At 70.2% G+C, this 23,079-nt stretch carries 24 protein-coding genes; 10 read left to right on the top strand and 14 right to left on the bottom strand.

Features of this window, described 5'->3' with window-relative positions:
• Positions 1-68: 68 nt before the first annotated feature.
• On the top strand, positions 69-1,214 hold the full coding sequence (mtnA, locus tag HB370_RS16715) for an S-methyl-5-thioribose-1-phosphate isomerase (protein ID WP_030783005.1): 1,146 nt from the start codon (positions 69-71) through the stop codon (positions 1,212-1,214).
• A gap of 418 nt (positions 1,215-1,632) precedes the next feature.
• Here the strand turns inward: mtnA and HB370_RS16710 are convergent, their stop codons facing one another.
• The 11 genes from HB370_RS16710 to HB370_RS16660 all read right to left on the bottom strand — a co-directional run bounded on the left by HB370_RS16710 (position 1,633) and on the right by HB370_RS16660 (position 8,443).
• A complete protein-coding gene (locus HB370_RS16710; protein WP_030783002.1) occupies positions 1,633-2,841 on the bottom strand; it encodes a site-specific integrase in 1,209 nt (402 codons plus the stop codon).
• Complete coding sequence (locus HB370_RS16705; protein WP_030783000.1) at positions 2,841-3,029, bottom strand: helix-turn-helix domain-containing protein; 189 nt, start codon at positions 3,027-3,029, stop codon at positions 2,841-2,843. The genes HB370_RS16710 and HB370_RS16705 overlap by 1 nt, the downstream gene beginning before the upstream one ends.
• Positions 3,026-4,417, bottom strand: coding sequence for a replication initiator protein RepSA (gene repSA, locus HB370_RS16700; RefSeq protein WP_030782996.1), 1,392 nt, complete (start codon positions 4,415-4,417; stop codon positions 3,026-3,028). The genes HB370_RS16705 and repSA overlap by 4 nt, the downstream gene beginning before the upstream one ends.
• Positions 4,414-4,599 (bottom strand): hypothetical protein, encoded by a 186-nt coding sequence (locus HB370_RS16695; protein ID WP_030782993.1) that lies wholly within the window; start codon positions 4,597-4,599, stop codon positions 4,414-4,416. Before HB370_RS16695 ends, repSA begins: the two co-directional genes overlap by 4 nt.
• Positions 4,600-4,691: 92 nt before the next feature.
• The gene (locus HB370_RS16690) at positions 4,692-5,240 is read right to left on the bottom strand and encodes a GGDEF domain-containing protein (RefSeq protein ID WP_030782990.1); all 549 of its coding nucleotides are present in this window, start codon (positions 5,238-5,240) and stop codon (positions 4,692-4,694) included.
• 5 nt (positions 5,241-5,245) lie between these two features.
• The gene (locus HB370_RS16685) at positions 5,246-5,560 is read right to left on the bottom strand and encodes a hypothetical protein (protein ID WP_030782987.1); all 315 of its coding nucleotides are present in this window, start codon (positions 5,558-5,560) and stop codon (positions 5,246-5,248) included.
• Between the two features lie 21 nt (positions 5,561-5,581).
• Positions 5,582-5,737 (bottom strand): hypothetical protein, encoded by a 156-nt coding sequence (locus HB370_RS16680; RefSeq protein WP_167345736.1) that lies wholly within the window; start codon positions 5,735-5,737, stop codon positions 5,582-5,584.
• Between the two features lie 14 nt (positions 5,738-5,751).
• Positions 5,752-5,940, bottom strand: a complete 189-nt coding sequence (locus HB370_RS16675; RefSeq protein WP_030782984.1) for a mobile element transfer protein — start codon at positions 5,938-5,940, stop codon at positions 5,752-5,754.
• The gene (locus HB370_RS16670; protein ID WP_030782981.1) at positions 5,940-6,125 is read right to left on the bottom strand and encodes a hypothetical protein; all 186 of its coding nucleotides are present in this window, start codon (positions 6,123-6,125) and stop codon (positions 5,940-5,942) included. The genes HB370_RS16675 and HB370_RS16670 overlap by 1 nt, the downstream gene beginning before the upstream one ends.
• Before the next feature lie 19 nt (positions 6,126-6,144).
• Positions 6,145-6,816, bottom strand: coding sequence for a DUF2637 domain-containing protein (locus HB370_RS16665; protein WP_030782978.1), 672 nt, complete (start codon positions 6,814-6,816; stop codon positions 6,145-6,147).
• A 289-nt stretch (positions 6,817-7,105) separates the two neighbouring features.
• A complete protein-coding gene (locus tag HB370_RS16660; RefSeq protein ID WP_030782975.1) occupies positions 7,106-8,443 on the bottom strand; it encodes an FtsK/SpoIIIE domain-containing protein in 1,338 nt (445 codons plus the stop codon).
• Positions 8,444-8,908: 465 nt separating this feature from the next.
• Between HB370_RS16660 and HB370_RS16650 the strand changes: the two genes are divergently transcribed.
• Both HB370_RS16650 and HB370_RS16645 read left to right on the top strand, forming a co-directional pair.
• Positions 8,909-9,775 (top strand): winged helix-turn-helix domain-containing protein, encoded by an 867-nt coding sequence (locus HB370_RS16650; RefSeq protein ID WP_030782972.1) that lies wholly within the window; start codon positions 8,909-8,911, stop codon positions 9,773-9,775.
• A complete protein-coding gene (locus tag HB370_RS16645) occupies positions 9,765-10,463 on the top strand; it encodes an HAD family phosphatase (protein ID WP_030782970.1) in 699 nt (232 codons plus the stop codon). The genes HB370_RS16650 and HB370_RS16645 overlap by 11 nt, the downstream gene beginning before the upstream one ends.
• A gap of 1,073 nt (positions 10,464-11,536) precedes the next feature.
• Here HB370_RS16645 and HB370_RS16640 read toward each other — a convergent pair.
• Positions 11,537-12,088 carry a hypothetical protein gene (locus HB370_RS16640; protein ID WP_208974407.1) on the bottom strand — a complete coding sequence of 184 codons (552 nt, stop codon included), beginning with the start codon at positions 12,086-12,088 and terminating at the stop codon, positions 11,537-11,539.
• Positions 12,089-12,522: 434 nt separating this feature from the next.
• On the opposite strand from HB370_RS16640, the gene HB370_RS16635 reads away from it, so the two are divergent.
• The 7 genes from HB370_RS16635 to HB370_RS16605 all read left to right on the top strand — a co-directional run bounded on the left by HB370_RS16635 (position 12,523) and on the right by HB370_RS16605 (position 21,067).
• Complete coding sequence (locus HB370_RS16635; protein WP_030782962.1) at positions 12,523-13,161, top strand: hypothetical protein; 639 nt, start codon at positions 12,523-12,525, stop codon at positions 13,159-13,161.
• A 265-nt stretch (positions 13,162-13,426) separates the two neighbouring features.
• On the top strand, positions 13,427-14,116 hold the full coding sequence (mtrA, locus tag HB370_RS16630) for a two-component system response regulator MtrA (RefSeq protein ID WP_187279108.1): 690 nt from the start codon (positions 13,427-13,429) through the stop codon (positions 14,114-14,116).
• Between the two features lies 1 nt (position 14,117).
• Positions 14,118-16,238: an MtrAB system histidine kinase MtrB gene (gene mtrB / locus HB370_RS16625; RefSeq protein WP_030782959.1), complete on the top strand. Its 2,121-nt coding sequence runs from the start codon at positions 14,118-14,120 to the stop codon at positions 16,236-16,238.
• A complete protein-coding gene (locus HB370_RS16620) occupies positions 16,228-18,060 on the top strand; it encodes an LpqB family beta-propeller domain-containing protein (RefSeq protein WP_030782957.1) in 1,833 nt (610 codons plus the stop codon). The genes mtrB and HB370_RS16620 overlap by 11 nt, the downstream gene beginning before the upstream one ends.
• A 110-nt stretch (positions 18,061-18,170) precedes the next feature.
• On the top strand, positions 18,171-19,112 hold the full coding sequence (locus HB370_RS16615; protein ID WP_030782954.1) for a ComF family protein: 942 nt from the start codon (positions 18,171-18,173) through the stop codon (positions 19,110-19,112).
• Positions 19,113-19,391: 279 nt separating this feature from the next.
• Positions 19,392-20,117 carry a ribosome-associated translation inhibitor RaiA gene (gene raiA, locus HB370_RS16610; protein WP_030782950.1) on the top strand — a complete coding sequence of 242 codons (726 nt, stop codon included), beginning with the start codon at positions 19,392-19,394 and terminating at the stop codon, positions 20,115-20,117.
• Positions 20,118-20,320: 203 nt separating this feature from the next.
• Positions 20,321-21,067 carry a response regulator transcription factor gene (locus HB370_RS16605; protein ID WP_030782947.1) on the top strand — a complete coding sequence of 249 codons (747 nt, stop codon included), beginning with the start codon at positions 20,321-20,323 and terminating at the stop codon, positions 21,065-21,067.
• A 3-nt stretch (positions 21,068-21,070) separates the two neighbouring features.
• Here HB370_RS16605 and HB370_RS16600 read toward each other — a convergent pair whose 3' ends face one another.
• Both HB370_RS16600 and HB370_RS16595 read right to left on the bottom strand, forming a co-directional pair.
• Positions 21,071-22,246, bottom strand: a complete 1,176-nt coding sequence (locus HB370_RS16600; protein ID WP_030782944.1) for a crosslink repair DNA glycosylase YcaQ family protein — start codon at positions 22,244-22,246, stop codon at positions 21,071-21,073.
• A 78-nt stretch (positions 22,247-22,324) separates the two neighbouring features.
• Positions 22,325-22,894: a GNAT family N-acetyltransferase gene (locus HB370_RS16595; protein ID WP_030782941.1), complete on the bottom strand. Its 570-nt coding sequence runs from the start codon at positions 22,892-22,894 to the stop codon at positions 22,325-22,327.
• Positions 22,895-23,079 lie beyond the last annotated feature (185 nt).

The raw sequence follows: 23,079 nt of genomic DNA, 5'->3' as shown, positions 1-23,079 counted from the left end.
CGGGGTACCGGCCGCAGTGGGGGCGGGACTTCTTCAATTGTCCGCCGGATCCGGGGCAGACTGACGGCATGGCTGATCAGCAGGCGCGAACGAGTGGGGACAAGCGGCCGACCGAGATACCGGCGATCCGATGGGAGGAACCACCAGAGGGCCCCGTACTGGTCCTTCTCGACCAGACGAGGCTCCCGGCCGAAGAGGTCGAGTTGGTGTGCACGGACGCGTCGGCGCTGGTGGAGGCGATCCGCTCGCTCGCCGTGCGCGGGGCGCCGCTGCTCGGGATCGCCGGGGCGTACGGCGTCGCGCTGGCCGCCGCGCGTGGCTTCGACGTGCCCGAGGCGGCGCGGACGCTGGAAGGGGCCAGGCCCACCGCGGTGAACCTGTCCGTCGGGGTGCGCCGGGCCGAGTCGGCGCACCAGGCGGCGCTGGCCCGCACCGGTGACCCCACCGCGGCCGCCGTGGCGGCACTCGCCGCGGCGCGGGCGCTGCACCAGGAGGACGCCGAGGCCAGCGGCCGGATGGCGGCCCACGGGCTGACGCTGCTGGACGAACTGCTGCCGGCCGGCGGGCACCGGATCCTGACCCACTGCAACACCGGTTCGCTGGTGTCGGGCGGGGAGGGCACGGCGTTCGCCGTGGCACTCGCCGCGCACCGCGCGGGGCGGCTGCGGCGGCTGTGGGTGGACGAGACACGGCCGTTGTTGCAGGGGGCGCGCCTGACGGCGTACGAAGCGGCCCGCAGCGGCATGCCGTACACCCTGCTCACCGACAACGCGGCGGGTTCGCTGTTCGCGGCGGGTGAGGTGGACGCGGTGCTGATCGGGGCGGACCGGATCGCGGCCGACGGCTCGGTGGCGAACAAGGTGGGCAGCTATCCGCTGGCCGTGCTCGCCCGGTACCACCATGTGCCGTTCATCGTGGTGGCCCCGGTGACGACGATCGACCCGGACACGCCCGACGGGGCGTCCATCGAGGTCGAGCAGCGGCCCGGTTTCGAGGTGACCGAGGTCGTGGCGCCCCAGGTGGCGGGGACCGGTGCGGCAGGCGGGATACCGGTGGCGCCGCTGGGGACGCAGGCGTACAACCCGGCGTTCGACGTGACGCCCCCCGAGCTGGTGACGGCCATCGTCACCGAGGAGGGAGCCGTTTCCCCGGTGACCGCCGAGTCCCTCGCCGGCCTCTGCGCCCGCTCACGCCCCACCCCGGACCCCGCCTGACCGGACCGCGGCCGGCGGCAGACGCCGGGGGCAGACGGTGACGGCCCCTTACGGGCCTGTCCGCCCCCGGCAACAGCGGCTCCGTACGGTCTTGTGCACGTGCTCTTCAGTCGTTCCTTGCCGCCCGGCACGGTGTTCGAGGCGTACAGGAGGTTCTGACCCGGCTGCGCGCGCTACGTGCGCCGCAGGGTGCCGGTGTTCTGGTGCCCGGGTCCGGCCTCCACCGCTGACGTCGACGCCGGCGGACGGGGGCAGACAGTGACCGTCCCCTACGACTATCGTCACGGGCCAGTGACCTGCCTCACCAGCGCCCCGGTCACCGTTACGAGAATGGGATGCTCTCGCCCTTAGCAACGGAAACGGCCCCTCTACCTGCGGCGACGCGCGAGGAGAGGGGCCGTGACATCCAACGGCTACATCAAGCGGCGGAATCCAGGTCCGATCGAGCGGCTTCCAGCTCCCGGATCCGGGCCGGCTGGCGGAGCAGCCGATCGAGCTGCGCCACCGCCTCCACGACGTCCGGGTCCAGGGCCTCAGCGTAGATGTCCATCGTCGTGGTGATGCGGCTGTGCCGAAGGATCGCCTTCACGATCCGCGGGTGCACCCGGAGGTGGACGAGCAAGGTGCCGCAGGACTTGCGCAGTCCCTTCGGGTTCATCTTGCCCAGTCCCTCCTTCCTGATGATCCGTTGCAGGACCAGGTAGAGATGGGTCGGCGAGAGCGGGCGGCCGGTCCGAGTCACGAACACGTGCCCGTCGGGATCCTCGAACCAGGGGCGCCCCCGGCTGATGGCGCGCTCGCGCAGCATGGCAGTCCGCATGCGTGCCCAGCGGAGAGGAGCGATGCACTGGGCGGGCAGCGGCAGGGGTGCTTTGGACGTCTCGGTTTTGAGCTCCGTGTCGACCGTGCCCGCGCTGGCCCGCTGCCGCTGCTTCTCCACCCAGATGATCCGGTTGTCTAGGTCGATGCTCTCCCAGCGCAGTCCGCACACCTCAGCGCGTCGCAGGCCGAGGAGGCAGAGCAGGAGGAAGGCCGGGTAGTACGGGGTTAGGCGACGAGCGGCGGCCAGGAAGCGCAGCACCGTCACGGCGTCCCAGCTCTTGCCGCTGTCGGTGGTCGCGCGGACGTGCACGAGCTTGGCCACGTTCCGAGTCAGGCCGATGTCTTCCACCATCGCGGCCGTGAGCGCGGCTGAGAGGACCCGTAACGCCCGCTTGGCAGTCTTCGCCCCTTGATCCTCTGCGAGCGCCTGTACGGCCCCACGTAGCTCCGTGACGCCCAGCTTGACCATGACTTTGGGCCCGAGGCGGGGCCGGAGATGGTGTCGCACGGCTGTTTCGTACGCGCGGTAGCTGTTGGGCGCCAGGTTGGGCTTCACCACGACCTGGAGCCAGTAGTCGAACCACTGCCCCAGAGTCATGTCGCGAGTCGGGGTGGGGATGCCGCCGGCGGCGCGGTCCAGGAGTTCGCGGCGCTTCCGGTCGCACTCGTCGTAGGACTTGCCGTAGGCGAACTTGCGTTTCGTCGTCCCGTCCGGCTGTGGGACGTACACCGCCGCTTGGTACCGGCCGTCAGCGCGCCTCGTGACGGTGCCGGAACCGTTGGGGTTGCGCTTGCGCGGAGGCATCAGGAAGCCTCCTCAAGCCGTGTGCGGATGTACTCCTGGACGGCGCTCTCGGGGATGCGTCGACACCGACCTTCCGTGAACGACGCGAGACGCTTCGAGCGGATCAGGTCGTACACCTTCGAGCGGCTGTACTTGAGCCTGCCCATCACCTCAGGAACCGTGAGCAGCACCGGGGCAGCGGTGGTCATGCGGCGGCTCCTTCCAGGTCGAGCAACGCGGGTAGCTCCTCCCGGGCGATCTCGCGGCTGTGCTGGATGTCGCGGCGGATGTTGGCGGCGAGCCAGGACTCACCGGGGGTGTGGCCGTGGCCGGCGTAGGTCCAGTGGGCGAGGGTGAGCGTGGTCGCTTCCTCGTCGTCGGGGTCGGGCAGGCCGAGGGCGGCGCGTTGCTGGGCGGCGCGGTAGTCGGCGCGGGTCTGGCGGAGGGCGCCGAGGGTGGTGGAGTAGCGGCGGGACTTCGTGGAGAAGTGGCCGCGGAAGCCGAGCATGTGAGCCCAGTCGCGGAGCTTGCGGTCCGGGTAGAGCGGGTGCAGGTCCAAGCACGCTTCGATCAGCCGACGCGGGTGGTCCGGGACGCCGAGCAGGGCCAGGGCCTCTTTGTTGCCGATGCGGCGGTCAACGGTGCCGGTGGTCTCGGCGGCCTTGGTGGCGTACTTGGCGACGTAGGAGGCGACGGCCTGTTCGGTGATCTCCTCGCCGTCGCCGAAGGCACGGATCGGGCGTACGTCGAGCTGCTTGCCCCAGGTGAGAGAACGGGCGGGCCGGTCGCCAGCGGGGTCGATGTCGACCTGAACGCGGGCTGCTGCGGCGTGGATGGCGTCGGTGAGCAGGTCGAGGGTGGCCCAGGCGGGCGGGGGGCTGTCAGGTCCGTCTGGGCCGTCGAAGCGGATCACGGCGTGGAAGTGGACGGCCCCGCGCTTCTGGTACTCGGCGACCTTGCCGAAGGAGACGCGGGCCTGTTCCCGGGCGGCCTTCTGTGTGAGACCGGCACGGCGGGCGATCTCGCGGCGGAGGTAGATCGTGAAGTACCGCCACAGGTCGGAGGCGTGGTTGTTCCACAGGACCGCGCCCGCGTAGTCGTACATCTCGGGGGCGAGCGGGGTGCCAAGTTCGGGCGCGTCCTCGCTGTGGCGGGTGCCGCAGCGGCAGGGCCGGTTGCCGAGCCGGTTGTGGACCGGGCCGAACGAGGGCGCGGTGAGGGTGGCGAAGACGCGGGGGTGATCGCGGATGGTGTGCGGGGTGCCCTTGTCGGGGTCGCCGACGAGGCCGGCGCGGATGAGGTGGTAGGTGTCACCGGCGTAGGTCCAGGCGCAGGCGGGGCAGCGGGAGGCGCGGCGGTTGCCGCAGGCGATCCGGAGCCGTCCACCAGGTTCGGTGTCGGTCGAGTAGTGGTGCAGGACGTGCCGGGTCTGCTTGTCCCGGACGACGACGGAGCCCTGGAGGTGGATGGGGTCGGCGCAGCCGCCGGTGCGGCGGATCTGTTCCTGGATGCGGTCGAAGCCGGTGGACCCGGCCAGCCTCAGCACGTCGGTGAGGGTGGCCGGGTCCAGGCCCGCCATGGTGGCGGTGTCGGTCACGCTGCCCCCTTGGCGTGGGCCGGGCCGGGGGCCATGGTGTGGCCGGTGCCCTTGCAGGCAGGACAGGTGACGGTGAGGGTGGCGCGGGAGCCGTCGGCGTTGGTGCCGGTGGTGATGGCGACGGTGGGGAAGCCGTCGCAGTCGCCGCAGATCGGCATGTCCTGGGCATGTTCCTCGGGCATGATGGGCTTGCCTTTCGGGTCCGTTGGATCTGGAAGGTGGGAAGGCGCCCGGGGCGGCGGATCTTTGGCGAGAGAGCCGCCCCGGGGGCCGCTTAGCGTGTGTTGCGCCTGCCGTGGCCCTTGGCCGCGTACATCGCCGAGTCGGCGGCGGACAGAGCGTCAGTGAGGGTTGGTACGGGCAGGTGCTGGCGGTGGCAGTGGCCGACCGAAGCGGAGGCCGGCAGGGAGCGTCCGTTGTGGTCAACGGGCTGATCCAAGGCGGCCTGGAGGGCGCTGAGGCCGGGCGTGTGGCTGGGGTCGGTGACGATGGCGGCGAACTCGTCCCCGCCGAGACGGGCGGTGATGCCGTGGCGTCCGCACCAGTCGGCCAGGCGGCGGGCGGTAGCGGTGAGCACCGTGTCTCCGGCGGCGTGGCCGTGAGTGTCGTTGATCGCCTTGAAGTCGTTCAGGTCGACCAGGAGCACCAGGGCGCCGGGGTGCTTGGCCAGGAGTCGTTCGGCGCGGGCGGTCCATCCGGCGCGGGTGTGCAGCCCGGTCAGGGGGTCACGGCGGGCGGTGGCCAGGCGGCGCAGGAGCAGCCCGCCGTGGAAGGCCCAGCCCAGGGCCGGTAAGCCAGCCGCCGCGATCGTCTGCGTGTCCATACCGGTCACCGCCCCTTCTGAAGGTCCTTGACGAGCGAGCGGAGCACGACGGCGACCACGGCCACGGAGACGCCGGTGATGGCGACGGCCAACAGCATGGAGACCAGGACGGCGCCGACGACGAGGACCACGGCGCCGCCGCCGGCCACGAGGGCGAGCGTGCTGCCGGGGGTGAGCTGGATGGTCGGGCGGTTCGAGACCGGGGCCGCCGGGACAACCGGCGCGGGGGCCTGGACGGCGGAGGCCGGGACGGTGGTCTGCGGCTGGACGGTGGCCGAGGGCTGGGCGGTGTCCTGGGCCGGGTACTTCGGGGTGAACACGGTGGTGTCCCTTCGGTCGGGTTAGTTGACGAGGGAGCCGACGACGGGGCCGAGGGCGCTGTGGGCGACGAGGTAGCCGCCGAGAAGGAGCAGGACCACGAGCCACCACGGCGGTCGGATGTGCTTGACGCCGAGGTAGCCGACCGCGACGACGGCGAGCCAGAGCGGAACGTTCATGCGGGGATCTCCGTTCAGGCCGTGCAGCGGTGGGTGCGGGCGGCGAGTTCGGCGGCGGCGCGGCTGTCGTAGTCGGCGGAGAAGCCGCAGCGCGGGGCGGTGCAGGCGGCGGTGTGCTTGTCGCGGCCCCGGCCGTCGTAGGAGGTGGCGACCTGGACGGGGCCGATGCGGACCACGTTGCGGAAGCGGCGGTAGACGGTCATCAGTTGTCCTTCTGGAGGCTGCCACCGGGGAACCCGGCGAGGATGCGCGCCTTCTCGGCGGGGTCCGAGGTACGGTCGGCGGCTTCCTCGGCGAGCAGGCGGGCCAGGGTCGGACGGTTGCTGTCGGCCATCTCGCGTGCCGCGTCCAGGTAGTCCGACGGGCGGTTGAAGTTGAACAGGGCCATGTGCTGGTGTCCCCTCTGATCAGGCGAGTTGGAGTTGATCGGTGATGGCGCGGGTCATCTCCTCGGGCAGGCCGAGGCGGGCCGCGAGCACGTCGGCGGACATCGGGGAGCCGGTGGAGGCCCGGTGGGCTTCGGTGAGCTTGCGGGCGTGGTCCAGCAGCGCCGCCGGGACGACCGGGGCGGGAACCGCGGGCTTCACGGGCTCGGGTTCCGGCGCGGGAACCAGTTCCGGAGCTGGCGCGGGTGCGGGTTCGTCGGCGCGGTCGACGGCGACTTCCGCCATGGCCGGTTGCTCGGTTTCCGGCTCGACCGGGGCGGGCGCCGGGGTGGCGGGTGAGTGGACGAGCAGGGTGCCGCCGAGGAAGGCCAGCGCCGGCCAGCCAGCCACGAGGATGCGCAGCCAGGCGGGCACCTGGTGCAAGTCGAGGAGACCGGCGGTGGCGACGTTGGCGCCGAGCGAGGCACCCAGGGCGATGACGAACCAGGTCCAGGCCGAGCGGTCGCGCCGGGCATTGCGCAGTCGGCGCCAAGCGGCGACCAGGAGCAGATCGACGGAGACGGGGTAGGCCCAGGCTTTCCAACCGGACTGGCCGGCGGCTTCGGCCAGGTCGTGCAGGTGGGCGAAGGACAGCGCACCGGCGATCACGGCCTGGATGAGTACAGCGTCCGGGCGGAGGGATGAGCGGGTCATGAGACACCTCCCCTCAGGGGAGTCAGGCCCAGAAATGGGCAGATCAGTCAGGGTTCTGGCCGGTGCCGTCGGCGGGCTTGGTAGCGCTCTTCGCAGCGCTCACTCGTCGTCCTCATCGGAGTCGGCCTCGTACCAGGGGCAGTCGCGCTCGTCGTGGTCGATGCCGGTCTGGGCGCCGTCCTCGTCGCCGCAGTGCTCGCAGAACATGTGATCTCCGATCCGGTTTCAGGCATGGAAGGGGTGGGGACCTGGCGCGAGAGCGGTCGCGCCGACCGTGGAACAGAGGGGGTTACTCGGTGACCGGTCGCGGCTTGACCAGCGACGGGGCATCCGCCGGCGCCACGGGCGCGTACGGGCGGAACGGTTCGAGGAACGGCAGATCCGGGACCAGGTGGGCGTACTTCCGGCACACGGCGACCACTTCTTCCTGCGTGACAGCCGGGGTGCGGATCTTCGACCAGCCGCCGGAGGTGTCCGCCGCGACAGCGGTCCCCGGGCGGTCCATCTGGATCAGGCTCGCGGCCGGTACGGCGTCCGGGGCGATGTCAGCCAGCCCCATTTCGGCGGTCTGCTTGTCGTTGACCCGGTGCACGACACGGCCTGTGAGCTGGGCGCGGAGCATAGTGGCGCCCTTGCCCAGGTCCGAGCCGAACCGCTGCCCGCAGATCTCCAGGTAGATCCCGACGGCGCGGGCCATCTGCGCCAACCGGATCAGACCGGTGACGATCCGCTCCCGCCGCTCCTCATCCTTCTTCGAGGAGATCAGGAACAGTTCCGCGACCTCATCCACCAGCACGACCACCGGCACGGGCCGCAAGGCGTCGGGCAGTTCCCAGATCTCCGAGGCCCCCTGCTTGCTGAGCAGGTCGAAGCGGTCTTCCATCTCCGCAACGAGGATGCCGAACAGGGAAGCGGCGTCATCCGGGGTGGTGACCAGCGCCGACAGACGCGGCGCGTAGCCGGACTGCTCGACCCCGCGCTTGCAGTCCACCCCGACCAGCGCGACCGGGAGCTGTGCCAGGCCCTTGATCAGGTTGTGCTGGTACATGGACTTGCCGGACTGGTTCGCTCCCAGGGTGAGCGCCATCGGCGCCTTGCGGTAGTCACGCTCGAAGGCGGTCCCGTCCTCCCGCAGCGCAACCGGCACGATCATGTCGTGCGGCGCGGCCTTACGGGGCATGCGGACCCGGCGGAGCACGTCATACCCGGTCATCCGCAACTCAACGAAACCCGGCTTCGTTTCCACCACGGTCACCGAGTGCACGCCCCAGGCGTGGCGGAGCCGTTCGGAGGCGGCGGCCACGTCGGCAGGCTCGAGACCGGCCGGAAGCCGCAGGGTCACCCGCAGTCCGGTCGACGTGCCCCGCACGCGGCGGATCTTCGGCGGTACCGGCTGAACCTCACGGCGGGCGACGTTGCGGGTCATGAACGCCCGCAGGCCCGACGGCTGCACCGTGAGGCCGCACACGTCCATCGTGGACCGGTAGGTGAACCCGAACCGTGTCAGCGCGGTCGGCAGACCCACTAGCGCCCAGTACGCGCGAGGCGCCCGCACCTTCGCGTAGCCGACACCACCGGCGGCGGTTAACCCGGCAGTGGCCTCCAGCCACATCGTCAGGTCAGTCATGGTCAGGCCACCGGGGTGATCGCGACCGCGGAACGAGATGCCGTGCCGCTTCTGGCCGTTGAACTCGTTCTCCCAGTCACGGGCCTTCAGGCCGACCACCTTGACCGGCATGCCCGGAGCCAGACCCTCCGGGTAACCCGTCTCCGGGATCGTGACCTGGTAGAGGTTTCCCTCCCCCTCGTCGGAGATCAGCAGGCCCACCGTCGACAGCGGCGCGCTGGTGTCACGGTCGATGGCCCGTTCCCCGGTCTTCTTGTTGGCCATCTTCGGTTCCGGTGCGGTCGCCACGAACACCATGGCAGTAGACGTGTCGATCTTGAAGGACGGCATAGTTCGCCTCCAGTAGGTGACTGGCTTGGCTAGCCTTCTTGGCTGCATGACTAACGTAAGCAGCCTGGCTAGCCATGTCAACACCTGGCTGGCCTGGTTGTCCCAATGTGGGACTTGGGCGCGTACGATCGGCTCATGGCCTTCACTCCAGATCCACTCGACCCGGACGACGATCGGCCGCCGTATGAGCAGGTCGCGAGCAGCCTCGGGGCTGCGATCCGCACGAAGAAGCTGGCGCCGGGCGAGAAGCTGCCGTCGCATCAGCGGCTGACGGAGCTGTATGGATTCGCAAGGGCGACGATCCAGCGGGCGTTGCGCGAGCTGGAGGACGAAGGTCTCGTGGTCTCCCGCAAGGGCAGTGGCGTCTACGTCCGCAACCGGACGGAGCGGCCGGCGGGACTTCGGCCGTACGTGGAGCAGGCGTTCGCCGCACAGCACGTGACGATCGACTTCGCCGGATTCACCAGCGAGACACTGCACGGTGCCCTGCAAGAGCCGCTGGACAAGATCCGAGTTGGGCGCCTGACCCCTAGCAGCATCCGCGTTCGGATACTCGTGCCGGACATGTCGGTGCCCCACCTCGCGCCCGTACGCCGAGGTGACGGCGCGGACGATCCGCGTCTCCGCAAGCGGATGAACGACATCATGCTGGGATACGCGCGGAGCATCCGGGACTCGATCAACGAGCTGGAACAACTAGGACTGGTTCCGGAGACCGCTGTCGAGGTCCGAGTTCACAGCGGGACAGCGTTCTTCAAGCTGTACGTAATCAACGGTGCCGACGTGTTCTTCGGGTACTACCCGGTCAAGCCCAACAAGGTCGTGGCCCAGGGAGAGGCCATCGAGATCTACGACTTGTTGGGCAAGGACACCGTCCTGTTCCACCACTCGGTGAACGAGGGCGAGTCTTCGAGCGGCGCCCAGCAAGTCCAGCAAGCCCAGATGTGGTTCGAGAGCGTATGGGACACCGTCGCGAGGGACTTTGATCTTGATGCCCAGTGACAGCCTGACCAGGACACTTACCGCCGCGCAGGCTGTGCTGTTCGACTTCGATGGGCCGCTGTGCGATGTCTTCGCGGGCCTGCCGGCGCCCCAGGTGGCGGAGGACCTCGCCCGGCTGGCAGCGGACCAGAACCCCGAGCTTCGCACCAAGCTGCTTGGGATATCAGATCCCCTCGAAGTCCTGCGTCTGACCTACGACATCGACCGGCCGTTGAGCGGGAAGATCGAGGAAGCCTTGATCGCAGCGGAGATGGACGCTGTACAGGTATCTGGTGATCCGACCAGTGGCGGCGTGGCAGCCATGATGGCCGCCAGGAAGGCCGGTCGACCGGTAGCGGTGGTCACGAACAACAGCCCGGAGTGCGTCCTCAGCTTCCTTGATCGGCACGGGCTGTCCTACCTGGTGGATGACGTGGTGGGGCGCGTCCGGCACAGGCCCGACCTGATGAAGCCCAACCCTGACGCGGTGACCCGGGCCGCCAAGGGGCTCGATGTCCGACCCACAGCCTGCGTGCTCATCGGAGATTCCGTGACCGACATCCAGGCCGCGCATGCGGCGGGAGGGACGGCCATCGGTTACGCCAACAAGCCGCGCAAGATCGAAGCATTCACCGAGGTCGGAGCCGACGCCATCACCGAGGACATGGGCACCATTGCCCAGGCACTTGGGTACGCCATCGACGGTTGATCAGCGGATCCAAGTCCGCGCGTCCCGCGCCATGCAGGCGGTCAGCGCCCAATCAGCCTCAGCAGTGGATCCGGCTGTAGCTCCACGATCTTGCGGCGCACCGCGTCGCCCGGACGGTTCCCCGCCAAGTCGCCTGCCAGCAGTCGCACCCTGCTCCCTCGTGTGCGCGTCGATGCCGGACCGCCACGGAGGCGCACCAAGTCCTAAGCCCGTATCGGCCAGGAGCTGTTACAGGTTTCTCTACCTCATCAAGCCCCGGCTGCGCTCCGCTCCGCCGGGCGCGCTTCCCGGCTCCGCTGCGGGCGCCGCTCCTGCCTTCGGCCCGCTCCGCCCGCGCTGCGCCGACGCGCGCCCACGGGTGGATAGGGCCGGTGGCCATGAGTCGGTCACCCACCGAGCTCCGGTCACGGTCAGAACAGTGCCTCCGGCGGGGGATCGGCCGGCACCGGGATGGAGGGGGCGCCGTCGCCGACCGCGGGTTCGTCGTGGCGGGCGAGGGGCTCCCATCCCGTACACCGCCGACCCAGGCAGAGCCGAGCAGACGCGGCCCCTGGCGTCCAGGTCGTTCGTACAGTGGCGCGCTCCACCTGGACGCCAGGAACCACGCCTGCTCCACGGTGTGTGGGTCGACGGCGTACGGGATGGGAGCTGGGGTGAGTGGTGGGTTGAGGGGGGAGCTCGACCACCGGCTGTCAGCCTTATTCAGTGATTTTCGGATGCCCGGGCCCCGCGTGAAGCAGCCAAACGATGCGCTTGGCCTCATCAACGCAGTACCAGATCCGGCCACCCGACGTCACTTCGTACTGCCACAAGGCATAGGACCGTCCGTCGAAGGTAGTAGACCTCAGACTGCCCTTCAAACGGTGCTGACGCGACGTTTCCGGGAAGGGGCACGGCGCTGCCCGAAGAGTCTCAAACGCTTTCCGGGCATTGGCCGTTGCAGTCCTACACAGCTCGTCCCAACCGCGCTTCGCGTCGGACTTGCCGAACTTCACGTCCCACTCGTCACCTATCGGAGGAGGAGCGACGCGCTCCCGCCTTCCTCCACTCACCAGGTGAACCCCCCTTGAGGGTCAGCAGACTTCGACCTGCCCGAGATCATCTAGCTCCCCCTCAGTCAGCGCAGCGCGCAGCTTGGGATCAGCATAGACCTCGGCGGTGCTTCGCCATGCTGCCACAGCAGTTTCAAGCGGGGCGAGGTTCTCCAAGTCGTCGCACGCGTCGATGGTCTGCACCAGATCAACTAGGAACTCGCGCACATCCTCTTCCGGCAGGTAGCGCACCCACGGGAACACGTCAGGTAGAACCATCAGCAGCTCCCTAGCTCCGGCGTCGTGCTTCATCAAGGAGACGAACATGCGGCTGGCAACGCTGAAGCCATTGGCCGTGGACTCGGCGTGAGCCGCACTCATCAGTACAAGATCTTCTTCGTTACGGCGGCGCAGCAGTACCCCCTTACCGTGAGCAGCCTTGTCGGCCACCTCACTCTGCTTACGCATGAGCTCGGAGAACGGGACTTGGTCGGCGTATCGCGTGCTCATGTCTTCGATGATTGCAGAAGTAGTGCTGAAGTCAATCGGGCCATCGCTACATTTCCGCAGGTCAGCGCCCTGGAAGCGTTGCACCACAGCTCTCCCACGGGTAAAGAATCTCTAAAGTTTTCGGGCATATCAGACACCTTGGCGAGATGTCACGCCACTTGCCGCTACGCTCCGGAATCGCTGGCGATTAGCGTAGCGCCGGAGCGTAGCGGCAAGTGCAGGGCAAGGCCCGATTTTCGTCACTTAGAGTGAAGTCTCGAATGGGTTATGCGCGCTATGGGCGGCTTTTGACGCCGGCATCGTCGTCAAAACTGCGATCGTCCACGCCGTCGCCACCATCGCGGCCGAGCTCGATTATGTGACTTGCGTCACATTGCTGCCGTGCCGTGCGTCGATCTCTCGCTACACAGACGCACGTGTCTCTCGCGTGCCCGATCGGACGGCAACCGGTCGATGTCTTCCGCGCTAGCGATCAATCCCCGAACGTGAGGAACTCCTCGGCTGGCAACATGAGGCCTATGGCGGACTCCCTACTCGTGGCGGCTGTGAGCGTCCTGGGGACGCTTGCTGGTGGCGGACTGACCGCAGCCGTTACATTCCGGTCCGAACGACGCAAGGATGCAGCCCTCGCGGAGCAGCAACGGATGCAGCTCCTGTCTGCTGAACAGCAACAGGTGCGACTGCTGCAAGCCGAGGAACGTCGGCAGATACGAGAGTTACAGATCGATCACCGTCGACAGGTGTATCAGCAGTTCCTGGCGGACGCCCATGCCGTCAATCATGATGGCGACAAGCTCGGCGACATGATCATGCGCTCCCGTTACGAGGCGGTCGGTGACATCGACGCCTTAGCTGCGGAAGTCGACGCAGCAGTCAGAGCGGCCGGCGGCTCGGTACATAAGGTCCAGCTGGAGGGGCCTGAACCAGTGTCGCAACTCGCTGATGAGCTCATGTTGTGCCTGTCCCAGCTACCTCCCACGCTCAGCACGCTGCGGCGTTGGCGGCAGGATGGCAGCCGTGCCGAGCCTGGCGAGGAGACGCCGGTTGATTCGTGGTTCCAGGCTCACTCCCGGCTGAACGACTGTCTCGACGCCTTCGTGACGGCAGCGCGTAGCGCCATGGATGATCTGCTCCGCGTGAGTGGGCCGGACCGATAGTCGTGGTTGTGGAACGTGCGCGGCAGCGTGCCTGCGTCCCTCGGGGGGAGCTGGAACCGTCCGAGCGGAGGCGGCTGCGTCCAGGGAGCTGGGGTGGGGCCCGTCTGGTCGGTCGGGAAGAGCCGGTGTTCCGGCGCCCAGATCTGACATCTACCGCTGACATCAACGCTGACGGACAGGGGCAGACAGTGACGGCCCGGTACGACTATGGTCACGGGCCAGTGACCTGCCTCACCAGCGCCCCGGTCACCGTTACGAGAATGGGATGATGTCGTTTATGAAGGGACGAGTCCTTGTCGTCGACGACGACACCGCACTGGCCGAGATGCTCGGGATCGTGCTGCGTGGTGAAGGTTTTGAGCCGTCTTTCGTAGCCGACGGCGACAAGGCGCTGGCCGCTTTCCGTGAGAGCAAGCCCGATCTGGTGCTGCTCGACCTGATGCTGCCCGGACGGGACGGTATCGAGGTGTGCCGGCTCATCCGGGCGGAGTCCGGGGTGCCGATCGTGATGCTCACGGCCAAGAGCGACACCGTGGATGTCGTGGTGGGCCTGGAGTCGGGGGCCGACGACTACATCGTCAAGCCGTTCAAGCCCAAGGAGCTGGTGGCCCGGATCCGGGCCAGGCTGCGCAGGTCGGAGGAGCCGGCGCCGGAGCAGCTGACCATCGGTGACCTGGTCATCGATGTCGCCGGGCACTCGGTGAAGCGGGACGGGCAGTCGATAGCGCTGACCCCGCTGGAGTTCGACCTGCTGGTGGCGCTCGCGCGCAAGCCGTGGCAGGTGTTCACCCGTGAGGTGCTGCTGGAGCAGGTGTGGGGCTACCGCCACGCCGCCGACACGCGGCTCGTCAACGTTCATGTCCAGCGGCTGCGTTCCAAGGTCGAGAAGGACCCGGAGCGGCCGGAGATCGTGGTGACCGTCCGTGGTGTCGGTTACAAGGCCGGACCGAGCTGACATGTCCGGGGACAGTGCCGCTTCGGTTCCCGGCGGGCCCGGGACCCGTTCGGGGCGGCCTGTCGGCCGGTCGGCGACGGGTGCGCGCCTGAGGAGGCTGCTCGAGGGCGGGCTGCCGCGCGGCGGGGTCCAGGGCAGCCCGGTTCTGCGGCTGTTCCTGCGCTGGGTGCGCCGCCCGCTGCTGCCCGTGATGCGGCTGTGGCGGCGCAACATCCAGCTCCGGGTCGTGGCCACGACCCTGGTGATGTCGCTGGGTGTCGTCCTGCTGCTGGGCTTCGTCGTGATCGGGCAGGTGCGCAACGGTCTGCTGGACGCCAAGGTGAAGGCGTCGCAGAGCCAGGCCACGGGCGGTTTCGCGGTGGCCAGGCAGAAGGCCGACGAGGCGGTGAGCGGCACGGGCGCCGGCGGGGCGGCCGGGACCGGTGACGGTACGGCGACTGTCGACGGACGGCAGTCCCAGAACGTCATCCAGTGGATGAGCGACCTCGTGGAGTCGCTGTCCAGCGGTGGCGCGGGCGCCTTCGACGTGGTGACGCTGCCCGTCGGCGACGACAGCGGCGGCGGGCGCAGCCCGCGTGGCTCCGGGAATGTCAATCCGACCTCCAGCGTGCCCGCCGAGCTGCGCGAGCGGGTCAACAACGGTACGACGGCCGTGCAGAGCAACACGCGGATCGTCTATTTCGGCGGCAAGGAGTCGCAGCCGGGGCTGGCCATCGGCAAGCAGCTCAACGACCCGAACGGCCGCCAGTACGAGCTGTACTACCTCTTCCCGCTCACGCAGGAGGAGAAGTCCCTGAGCCTGGTCAAGGGCACCCTGGCCACGGCGGGGCTGTTCGTCGTCGTCCTGCTCGGCGCCATCGCCTGGCTGGTGGTGCGGCAGGTGGTCACGCCGGTGCGGATGGCGGCCGGGATCGCGGAGCGGCTGTCCGCCGGGCGGCTGCAGGAGCGGATGAAGGTCACCGGCGAGGACGACATCGCACGCCTGGGCGAGGCCTTCAACAAGATGGCGCAGAACCTCCAGGTCAAGATCCAGCAGCTGGAGGACCTGTCGCGGATGCAGCGGCGGTTCGTCTCCGACGTCTCGCACGAGTTGCGCACCCCGCTGACCACCGTCCGGATGGCCGCCGACGTCATCCACGAGGCGCGCGAGGACTTCGACCCGGTGACCGCGCGGTCGGCCGAGCTGCTCGCCGACCAGCTGGACCGGTTCGAGTCGCTGCTCGCGGACCTGCTGGAGATCAGCCGGTTCGACGCGGGCGCCGCCGCGCTGGAGGCCGAGCCGATAGACCTCAGGGAGGTCGTGCGGCGGGTGGTGAGCGGTGCCGAGCCGCTCGCCGAGCGCAAGGGCACGCACATCCGGGTGGTCGGCGACCAGCAGCCCGTCGTCGCCGAGGCGGACGCCCGGCGCGTGGAGCGGGTCCTGCGCAACCTCGTCGTCAACGCGGTCGAGCACGGCGAGGGCAAGGACGTTGTCGTCAAGCTCGCCGCCGCGGGCGGAGCGGTGGCCGTCGCCGTACGGGACTACGGCGTCGGCCTGAAGCCCGGCGAGGCGACCAGGGTCTTCAGCCGCTTCTGGCGGGCCGACCCGGCACGCGCGCGTACCACCGGCGGCACCGGCCTCGGGCTGTCCATCGCCCTGGAGGACGCGCGGCTGCACGGGGGCTGGCTGCAGGCCTGGGGTGAGCCCGGGGGCGGCTCACAGTTCAGGCTGACGCTGCCGAGGACCGCGGACGAGCCGCTGCGGGGCTCGCCGATACCGCTGGAGCCGAAGGACTCGCGTCGTAACCGCGGCCTCGACGACGGCGGCGAGCCGCGCGCCGGCGAGGAGAAACGGGCGACCGTCCCGGTGCAGCAGGCCGGCGCGCAGGGGCCCGCGCTGCCCCCGCGGACGCCGATCGCGCCGCGGCTGACCGCCGGCGCCCCGGCAGCGGACCCGACCGCCCTGCCGGGCAAGGGCAACGGCGCGCGTGTGGTGCCCCGGCCCACCGGCGGCGTACGGCGGCCCGGCGACGAGCCCGCCGCGCGCCCGGCGCCGGACGCGCCGGACGCGGCAGGGGCCCGGCCGGGCGCCGCCGCGCCGCAGGACTCGACGCAGTCAGGGGAGGCATTTCGTGGTCGCTGACCGCGTGGGGGGCGCACGGCGGCGGCCGGGGCGCGCGGTGGCGTGCGCCGCCTTGGGTGTGGCACTGCTGGCCGGGTGCGCCTCGATGCCCGACAGCGGGGATCTGCGGGATGTGGAGTCCACGCCGCGGCAGGACACCGCGGTACGGGTCTTCGCGATGCCGCCGGCCGACGGCGCCGGTCCGGGCGAGATCATGCAGGGCTTCCTGGAGGCGCTGACCAGCGACGACCCGGAGTACGACACGGCGCGCAAGTACCTGTCGGCCGAGGCGGCGAGCCGCTGGCGGCCGGAGCTGTCGACCACCGTCCTGGCGAACGGGCCGAGCATCGAGACCGACTGCAGCCCGGGCGGACGGGAGGAGACCAACAGCGTCACCTGTGTGCTGACCGGCACCCGGGTCGCCACGGTCGACGCGCAGCAGGCATACCAGCCCGCCGGCGGCCCCTACCGCAAGAAGCTGCACCTGACGAAGAACCCCAAGAGCGGACAGTGGCGCATCGACGGGCTGCCGGACGGCGTCGTCATGGGCAAGTCGGACTTCCAGCGCAACTACACGCCCGTCGACAAGTACTACTTCGCCTCCGACACGGCGGTCGGGGCGGGCGGGCAGCCGGTGGCGGTCGCCGATCCGGTGTTCGTGCGCGGCAAGGTGGACCCGATGACACAGATGGTCCGGTCGCTGCTGAACGGGCCCACCACCTGGCTCGGGCCGGTGGTCAGGTCGAGCTTCCCCACCGGCACGGCGCTGCGCAAGGGTGAGTCCGGGCTGGCGCCGGACGACCAGAACAGGTTGACCGTGCCGCTGAACCTCAAGGCGTCCCGGGTCGCGGCGGGCAAGTGCACCGAGATGGCGACGCAGCTGCTGTTCACCCTGCGGAACCTGGCGCCGACGCTGGAATCCGTCGAGCTGCGCGGGGCCGGTGACGACCGGCTGTGCGAACTGACCGAGGAACGCGCCGAGGCCATCGCCTGGCACGGGTCGTCCAAGCGCCCGGAGTACGTGTACTTCATCGACGGCAGGCACCGGGTGGTGCGGATGCCGACCGGAAGCACCGGCACGGGCTCCGTTCCGGTGCCGGGTCCGCTCGGCGAGGGCGGCAAGGAGCTGCGGTCGGTGGCCGTGTCGCGGGACGAGCACACCGCGGCCGGGGTCGCCGACGGAGGCGGTTCGCTGTACGTGGCCTCGCTGGCGTCGGGCGGTTCCCTCGGTGAGCCGCTGGTGACCAGCGACGGGCCCGCTCCCGACGAGCGGCTGACCACGCCGAGCTGGGACGCCCACGGCGACCTGTGGGTGGCCGACGGTGACCCCCGCCGGCCCCGCCTGTACGTCCTGGAAGAGGGGGAGAAGGAAGCGGTGCCCGTCGCCGTGCCCGACCTTCCGGGCCGGATCACGGACGCGCGGGTGGCCGCCGACGGGGCACGGATCGCGCTGGTCGTGGCCAAGGACGGCAAGCAGTCCCTGTTCATCGGCCGGATCCAGCGCGACGACGGCACCGGGCAGGGCATCTCGGTGGACGGGCTGCGCTCGGCGACACCAGATCTGGAACAGGTCAGCGCCATCTCCTGGGCCGGGGACAGCAGACTGCTCGTCGTCGGCCAGGAACAGGGAGGCGTGCAGCAGATGCGGTACGTCCAGGCCGACGGGTCGACGCTGGACGGCCCGGCCCCGGGCGCGCTCACCAGCGTCAAGGCGATCGCCGCGTCCGAGGACGAGCGGGTACCGCTGGTGGCCTACTCGGAGGACGGGATCGTCCGGCTGCCGTCCGGGGCGCAGTGGCAGAAGGTCGACAAGGACGGTTCGGCGCCGGTCTACCCGGGCTGACACCACGCGGACCTGCGCGTTTTCCTGGTCACCTGCCCTTCCGCCGGTTATCCACAGGTGGTTTTCCACAGGGGTGGCGGGCCGACGGCGGCGCGGGCACAGTGGTGGTCATGCGGGGGTGGTGGCAGGACCTCACCGACCTGGTGCTGCCGGCCGACTGCGCGGGCTGTGGGGCACCTCGTACGGCGCTGTGCCCGCGGTGCCGGGCCACGCTGGACGGGGGCGTGGCACGGCGGGCACGGCCGGTGCCGGAGCCGGCCGGGCTGCCGGTGGTGCACGCGGTGGCTCCCTACGCGGCGGAGGTGCGCGCGCTGCTGCTGGCCCACAAGGAGCGGGGCGCGCTGGCTCTCGCGGGTGCGCTGGGCGTGGCGCTGGCGCGGGCTGTGCGGGCGGGCCTCGCGGAGGGTGTCGAGGATGCGGGCGGCCTCGGCCCCGGCGCGAGTGGCCTCGGCCTAGGTGCGGGCGGGGGCGCCGGTGCCGGGCCGGTGGTGCCCACTTGGCGGGAACCCCTGCTGCTGGTTCCCGTGCCCTCCGCGCGGTGGGCGGTGCGGGCGCGGGGACACGATCCGGTGCGGCGGATGGCGCTCGCGGCGGCGCGGGAGCTGCGGCGCACCGGGACGCCGGCGCGGGTGGCGGCCGTGCTGCGGCAGCGGCGGGCCGTCGCCGACCAGGCGGGGCTGGACGCGCCGGGGCGGCTGGCGAACCTCGCCGGGGCGCTGGAGGTGACCGCGGGGGGCGCCCCGCTGCTCGGCGACGGCCGGCGCGTCGTGCTCGTCGACGACCTCATGACGACGGGCGCCAGTCTCGCGGAGGCGACGCGGGCCCTGCGGGAGACCGTGGTGTCCGGGGTATCCGGCGCCAATGGCGGAAGGGCCGTGTATCGGGCCATAACCCGGGAAGGTAGGGAGGAACGACGGATCGGTTCGGAGCAGGAGAGGACGGAGTCGGTGCACAGTGCACCGGAAAAGGCGGTGCCGAACGCCCGCGCGCGGATGCCGCGTGCCGCCGTGATCGCCGCTCCCGCCGATTCTCTGGAAATAATCAGGAACTGATCGTCAACGTGCATCGTTGCAGGTAGTGAGAGCTTTAATTCACCTGAACGGAGGTGCGGCGGCAGAGAGGGTGACGCCATCGCTCCGGGCGAGATATGTTCGGTTGTGAGGAAAGGCGCAGGCCACACACCTCGCATATCCGAATGCCGTGCGCGGTTTTCCGCAATCACCCGCGCCGGTGGGGTGGAGATCTCGCCCCCGGGGGAGGAGGAGGTGGAAGTCACCGAGTCCGAGGTCCGGTGATCACCGGACCTGGTGCGAAAGGGAGACGCTCCGCCGATGGAGCGGAGCGATCCGGGAACGGAGTTCTGCGTGGACATCGTCGTCAAGGGCCGCAAGACCGAGGTGCCCGAGCGGTTCCGCAAGCACGTGGCCGAGAAGCTGAAGCTGGAGAAGATCCAGAGGCTCGATGCCAAGGTGATCAGCCTCGACGTCGAGGTGTCCAAGGAGCCCAACCCCCGGCAGGCCGACCGCTGTGACCGAGTGGAGATCACGCTCCGCTCCCGCGGTCCGGTGATCCGGGCGGAGGCAGCGGCCAGCGATCCCTACGCCGCACTCGACATGGCGGCGGAGAAGCTGGACGCGCGGCTGCGCAAGCAGCACGACAAGCGGTTCTCACGCCGAGGCGCGCGCCGGATCTCGGCGGCCGAGGTCCCCGACCACGTCCCGGGCGTGGCGACGCTGAACGGCAACGGCCTGTCCGCCTCGGAGGAGGAGTCCGACGGGGTGCCGACCAAGAAGATCGGCTCCCTCGAGGTCAAGGGCGAAGGCCCCCTCGTCGTCCGCGAGAAGACCCACGTCGCCGCCCCGATGACCCTCGACCAGGCCCTCTACGAGATGGAGCTGGTCGGCCACGACTTCTACTTGTTCGTCGACTCCGAGACGAAGGAACCGAGCGTCGTCTACCGGCGGCACGCCTACGACTACGGCGTGATCCATCTCAGCACGGACCCGATGGTCGCCGAGGCGCAGGCCCCCACGGCGGGGGGCACGCTGGGCGGCTGACCCACCCGGCTGAAGCTGAGCCGGTGCCCCTGGAGCGAGTGTGCGCCCCCAGGGGCACCGGCGTGCGACCACTTCGCGCCCCGCACGTCACCTCGGTGTCGCCCGGGCATGAAATCATGGCCGCACCGGCCCAACCGGTGGGCCGTTGCCTTGGGTTGGCGATGGCACAGGACCACAGGCCACAGCCTTCAGGGGGAGGAACGATGGCGGACACCTTCGGACCGATGCGGGACGGGGACGCCGACGACGCTGTCATCGGCAGGGACCCGGGCGCGGACGCGCCGCGCAAGGAGCCGATCAGAGTCCTGGTCGTGGACGACCACGCCCTCTTCCGGCGCGGCCTGGAGATCGTGCTCGCGGCCGAGGAGGACATCCAGGTCGTCGGCGAGGCGGGCGACGGCGCCGAGGCCGTCGACAAGGCCGCCGACCTGCTGCCCGACATCGTCCTGATGGACGTCCGCATGCCCAAGCGCGGCGGGATCGAGGCCTGCACCTCCATCAAGGAGGTGGCCCCCAGCGCGAAGATCATCATGTTGACGATCAGCGACGAGGAGGCCGACCTCTACGACGCGATCAAGGCGGGCGCGACCGGATATCTCCTCAAGGAGATCTCGACCGACGAGGTGGCCACCGCCATTCGCGCGGTGGCCGACGGGCAGTCGCAGATCAGCCCGTCGATGGCGTCCAAACTCCTCACCGAGTTCAAGTCGATGATCCAGCGCACCGACGAGCGCCGGCTGGTGCCCGCGCCCCGGCTCACCGACCGGGAGCTGGAGGTCCTCAAACTCGTCGCCACGGGCATGAACAACCGGGACATCGCCAAGGAGTTGTTCATCTCCGAGAACACCGTGAAGAACCACGTCCGCAACATCCTGGAGAAGCTCCAGCTGCACTCCAGGATGGAGGCCGTGGTCTACGCGATGCGGGAGAAGATCCTGGAGATCCGCTAGCGGCTATCCGAGGAGCCCGGCGAGTTCCCTGGTGAGGGGCTCGCGCAGCTCCGGCGGATCCACGCGCTCGACGCGGACGTCGGTGCAGTCCACCCAGGACGCCGCCTCGGTCAGGGCCCGGGCCACCGCCGGGACCGCCTTCGGGCCGTCCAGGGTGACCTGCTTGGCCACCAGCGCCCGGCCCTGGCGGGCCGGGTCCACCCGCCCGACCAGCCGGCCGCCGGCGAGCACGGGCATCGCGAAGTACCCGTGCACCCGCTTGGGCTTGGGGACGTACGCCTCCAGCCGGTGGGTGAAGCCGAAGATCCGTTCCGTGCGTGCCCGCTCCCAGATCAGGGAGTCGAAGGGGGAGAGCAGCGTGGTGCGGTGCCGGCCGCGCGGCGGTGTCGCCAGGGCCACCGGGTCGGCCCACGCCGGCTTGGCCCAGCCCTCCACCTCCACCGGCACCAGACCCGAGTCCGCGATCACCGAGTCGACCTGCTCGCCCCGGAGCCGGTGGTAGTCGGCGATGTCCGCGCGCGTGCCCACGCCGAGCGCCTCGCCCGCCAGCCGCACCAGGCGCCGCAGGCACTCGGCGTCATCCAGCTCGTCGTGCAGCAGCGCGGCCGGGACCGCGCGCTCGGCGAGGTCGTACACCCGCTTCCAGCCGCGCCGCTCCACGCAGACCACCTCGCCGTACATCAGCGCCCGCTCCACGGCGACCTTCGTGCCCGACCAGTCCCACCAGTCGTTCGTCTTCTTCGCGCCGCCCAGTTCCGTGGCGGTCAGCGGGCCCTCTGTGCGCAGCTGCTTGACGACCTGGTCGTAGGCGCCGTCGGGGAGTTCGTGGTGCCAGTGCGGGCGGTCGCGGTAGGCGCGGCGGCGGAAGGCGAAGTAGGGCCACTCCTCGATGGGCAGCAGGCAGGCGGCGTGCGACCAGTACTCGAACGCGTGGGTGTCCGTCCAGTACGCGGCCTCCACCGTGCGCCGGCCGACCGCGCCCAGCCGGGCGTACGGCACGAGTTCATGGGAACGGGCCAGGACCGAGATGGTGTCGAGCTGGACCGCGCCGAGACGGCGCAGCACCCCGCGGACCCCCGCGCGCCGGTCGGGCGCGCCGAGCAGGCCCTGGGCCCGCAGGACTATCCGGCGGGCGTCGTCCGCGGTGAGTGTGGTGGTGGGACGCGGAAGGGTCGTCATGTCCCGTGACGATAGAGGGTGGCACCGACAGTCCGCGCCGGGCAGCGCGTTCGCCCGGGGCCCGCGACTCGAGGGGTCTCAGGGACGCGCGGGCAGGTACGGGGCGGTGGACGGCAGACCCAGGTCCGAGGGGAGCAGCGAGCCGACCCAGCAGTCCCGGCGCACCCCCTTGTTGGTGACGCCGGAGCGCAGCACGCCCTCGACGGTGAAGCCCGCGCGTTCGGCGACCGCGCGGGAGGCGTGGTTGCCGACCTCGGCCCGCCATTCGACGCGGTCCACGCCGGCCTCGGTGAAGGCCCAGCGGCAGGCGGTGAGCGTGGCCTCCCCGACGTAGCCCCGGCCGCGGTGCTCCCTGGCCGCCCAGAAGCCGATCTCGGCCGTGCCCGGCGAGCGCGTCGTCAGGGCGAGCATGCCGGCCAGCTCCCCGCCGGTGAGGAACACGCCGAAGGTGAACATCGACCCCCGCGCCCAGCCCTCGGGGACGATCTGCTCCGTGAAGCCGACCGCGTGCTCGGGCAGATAGGGCGAGGGAACCGTCGTCCAGCGCTGGATGCCGGGGTCCTGCGCGGCGGCGTACACCGCGGCGGTGTCCTCGGGGCCGACCGGGCGCAGCACGAGACGGTCCGTGGTGAGCGTGACGTGTTCCATCGCCCGATTCTGCGCGGGACACCGGGCCGGCGCCACGGATTTCCCCGCTGCGTGAGCGCGTGATCACAATTCGCGTAATTCCTGGCGCCGCGGCGGCACCATCCGGATACCCCGTCCGTTGTCCTGGATGAAGCATCCGCCGGGTCGCCAGGCCTCCCGGCGCGGCCGGGTCCTCGCATACGATG

Source organism: Streptomyces sp. DSM 40868 (genome assembly GCF_011820545.1).
GTDB lineage: Bacteria > Actinomycetota > Actinomycetes > Streptomycetales > Streptomycetaceae > Streptomyces > Streptomyces eurythermus.
This window is presented reverse-complemented; position numbering and strand designations above follow the sequence as displayed.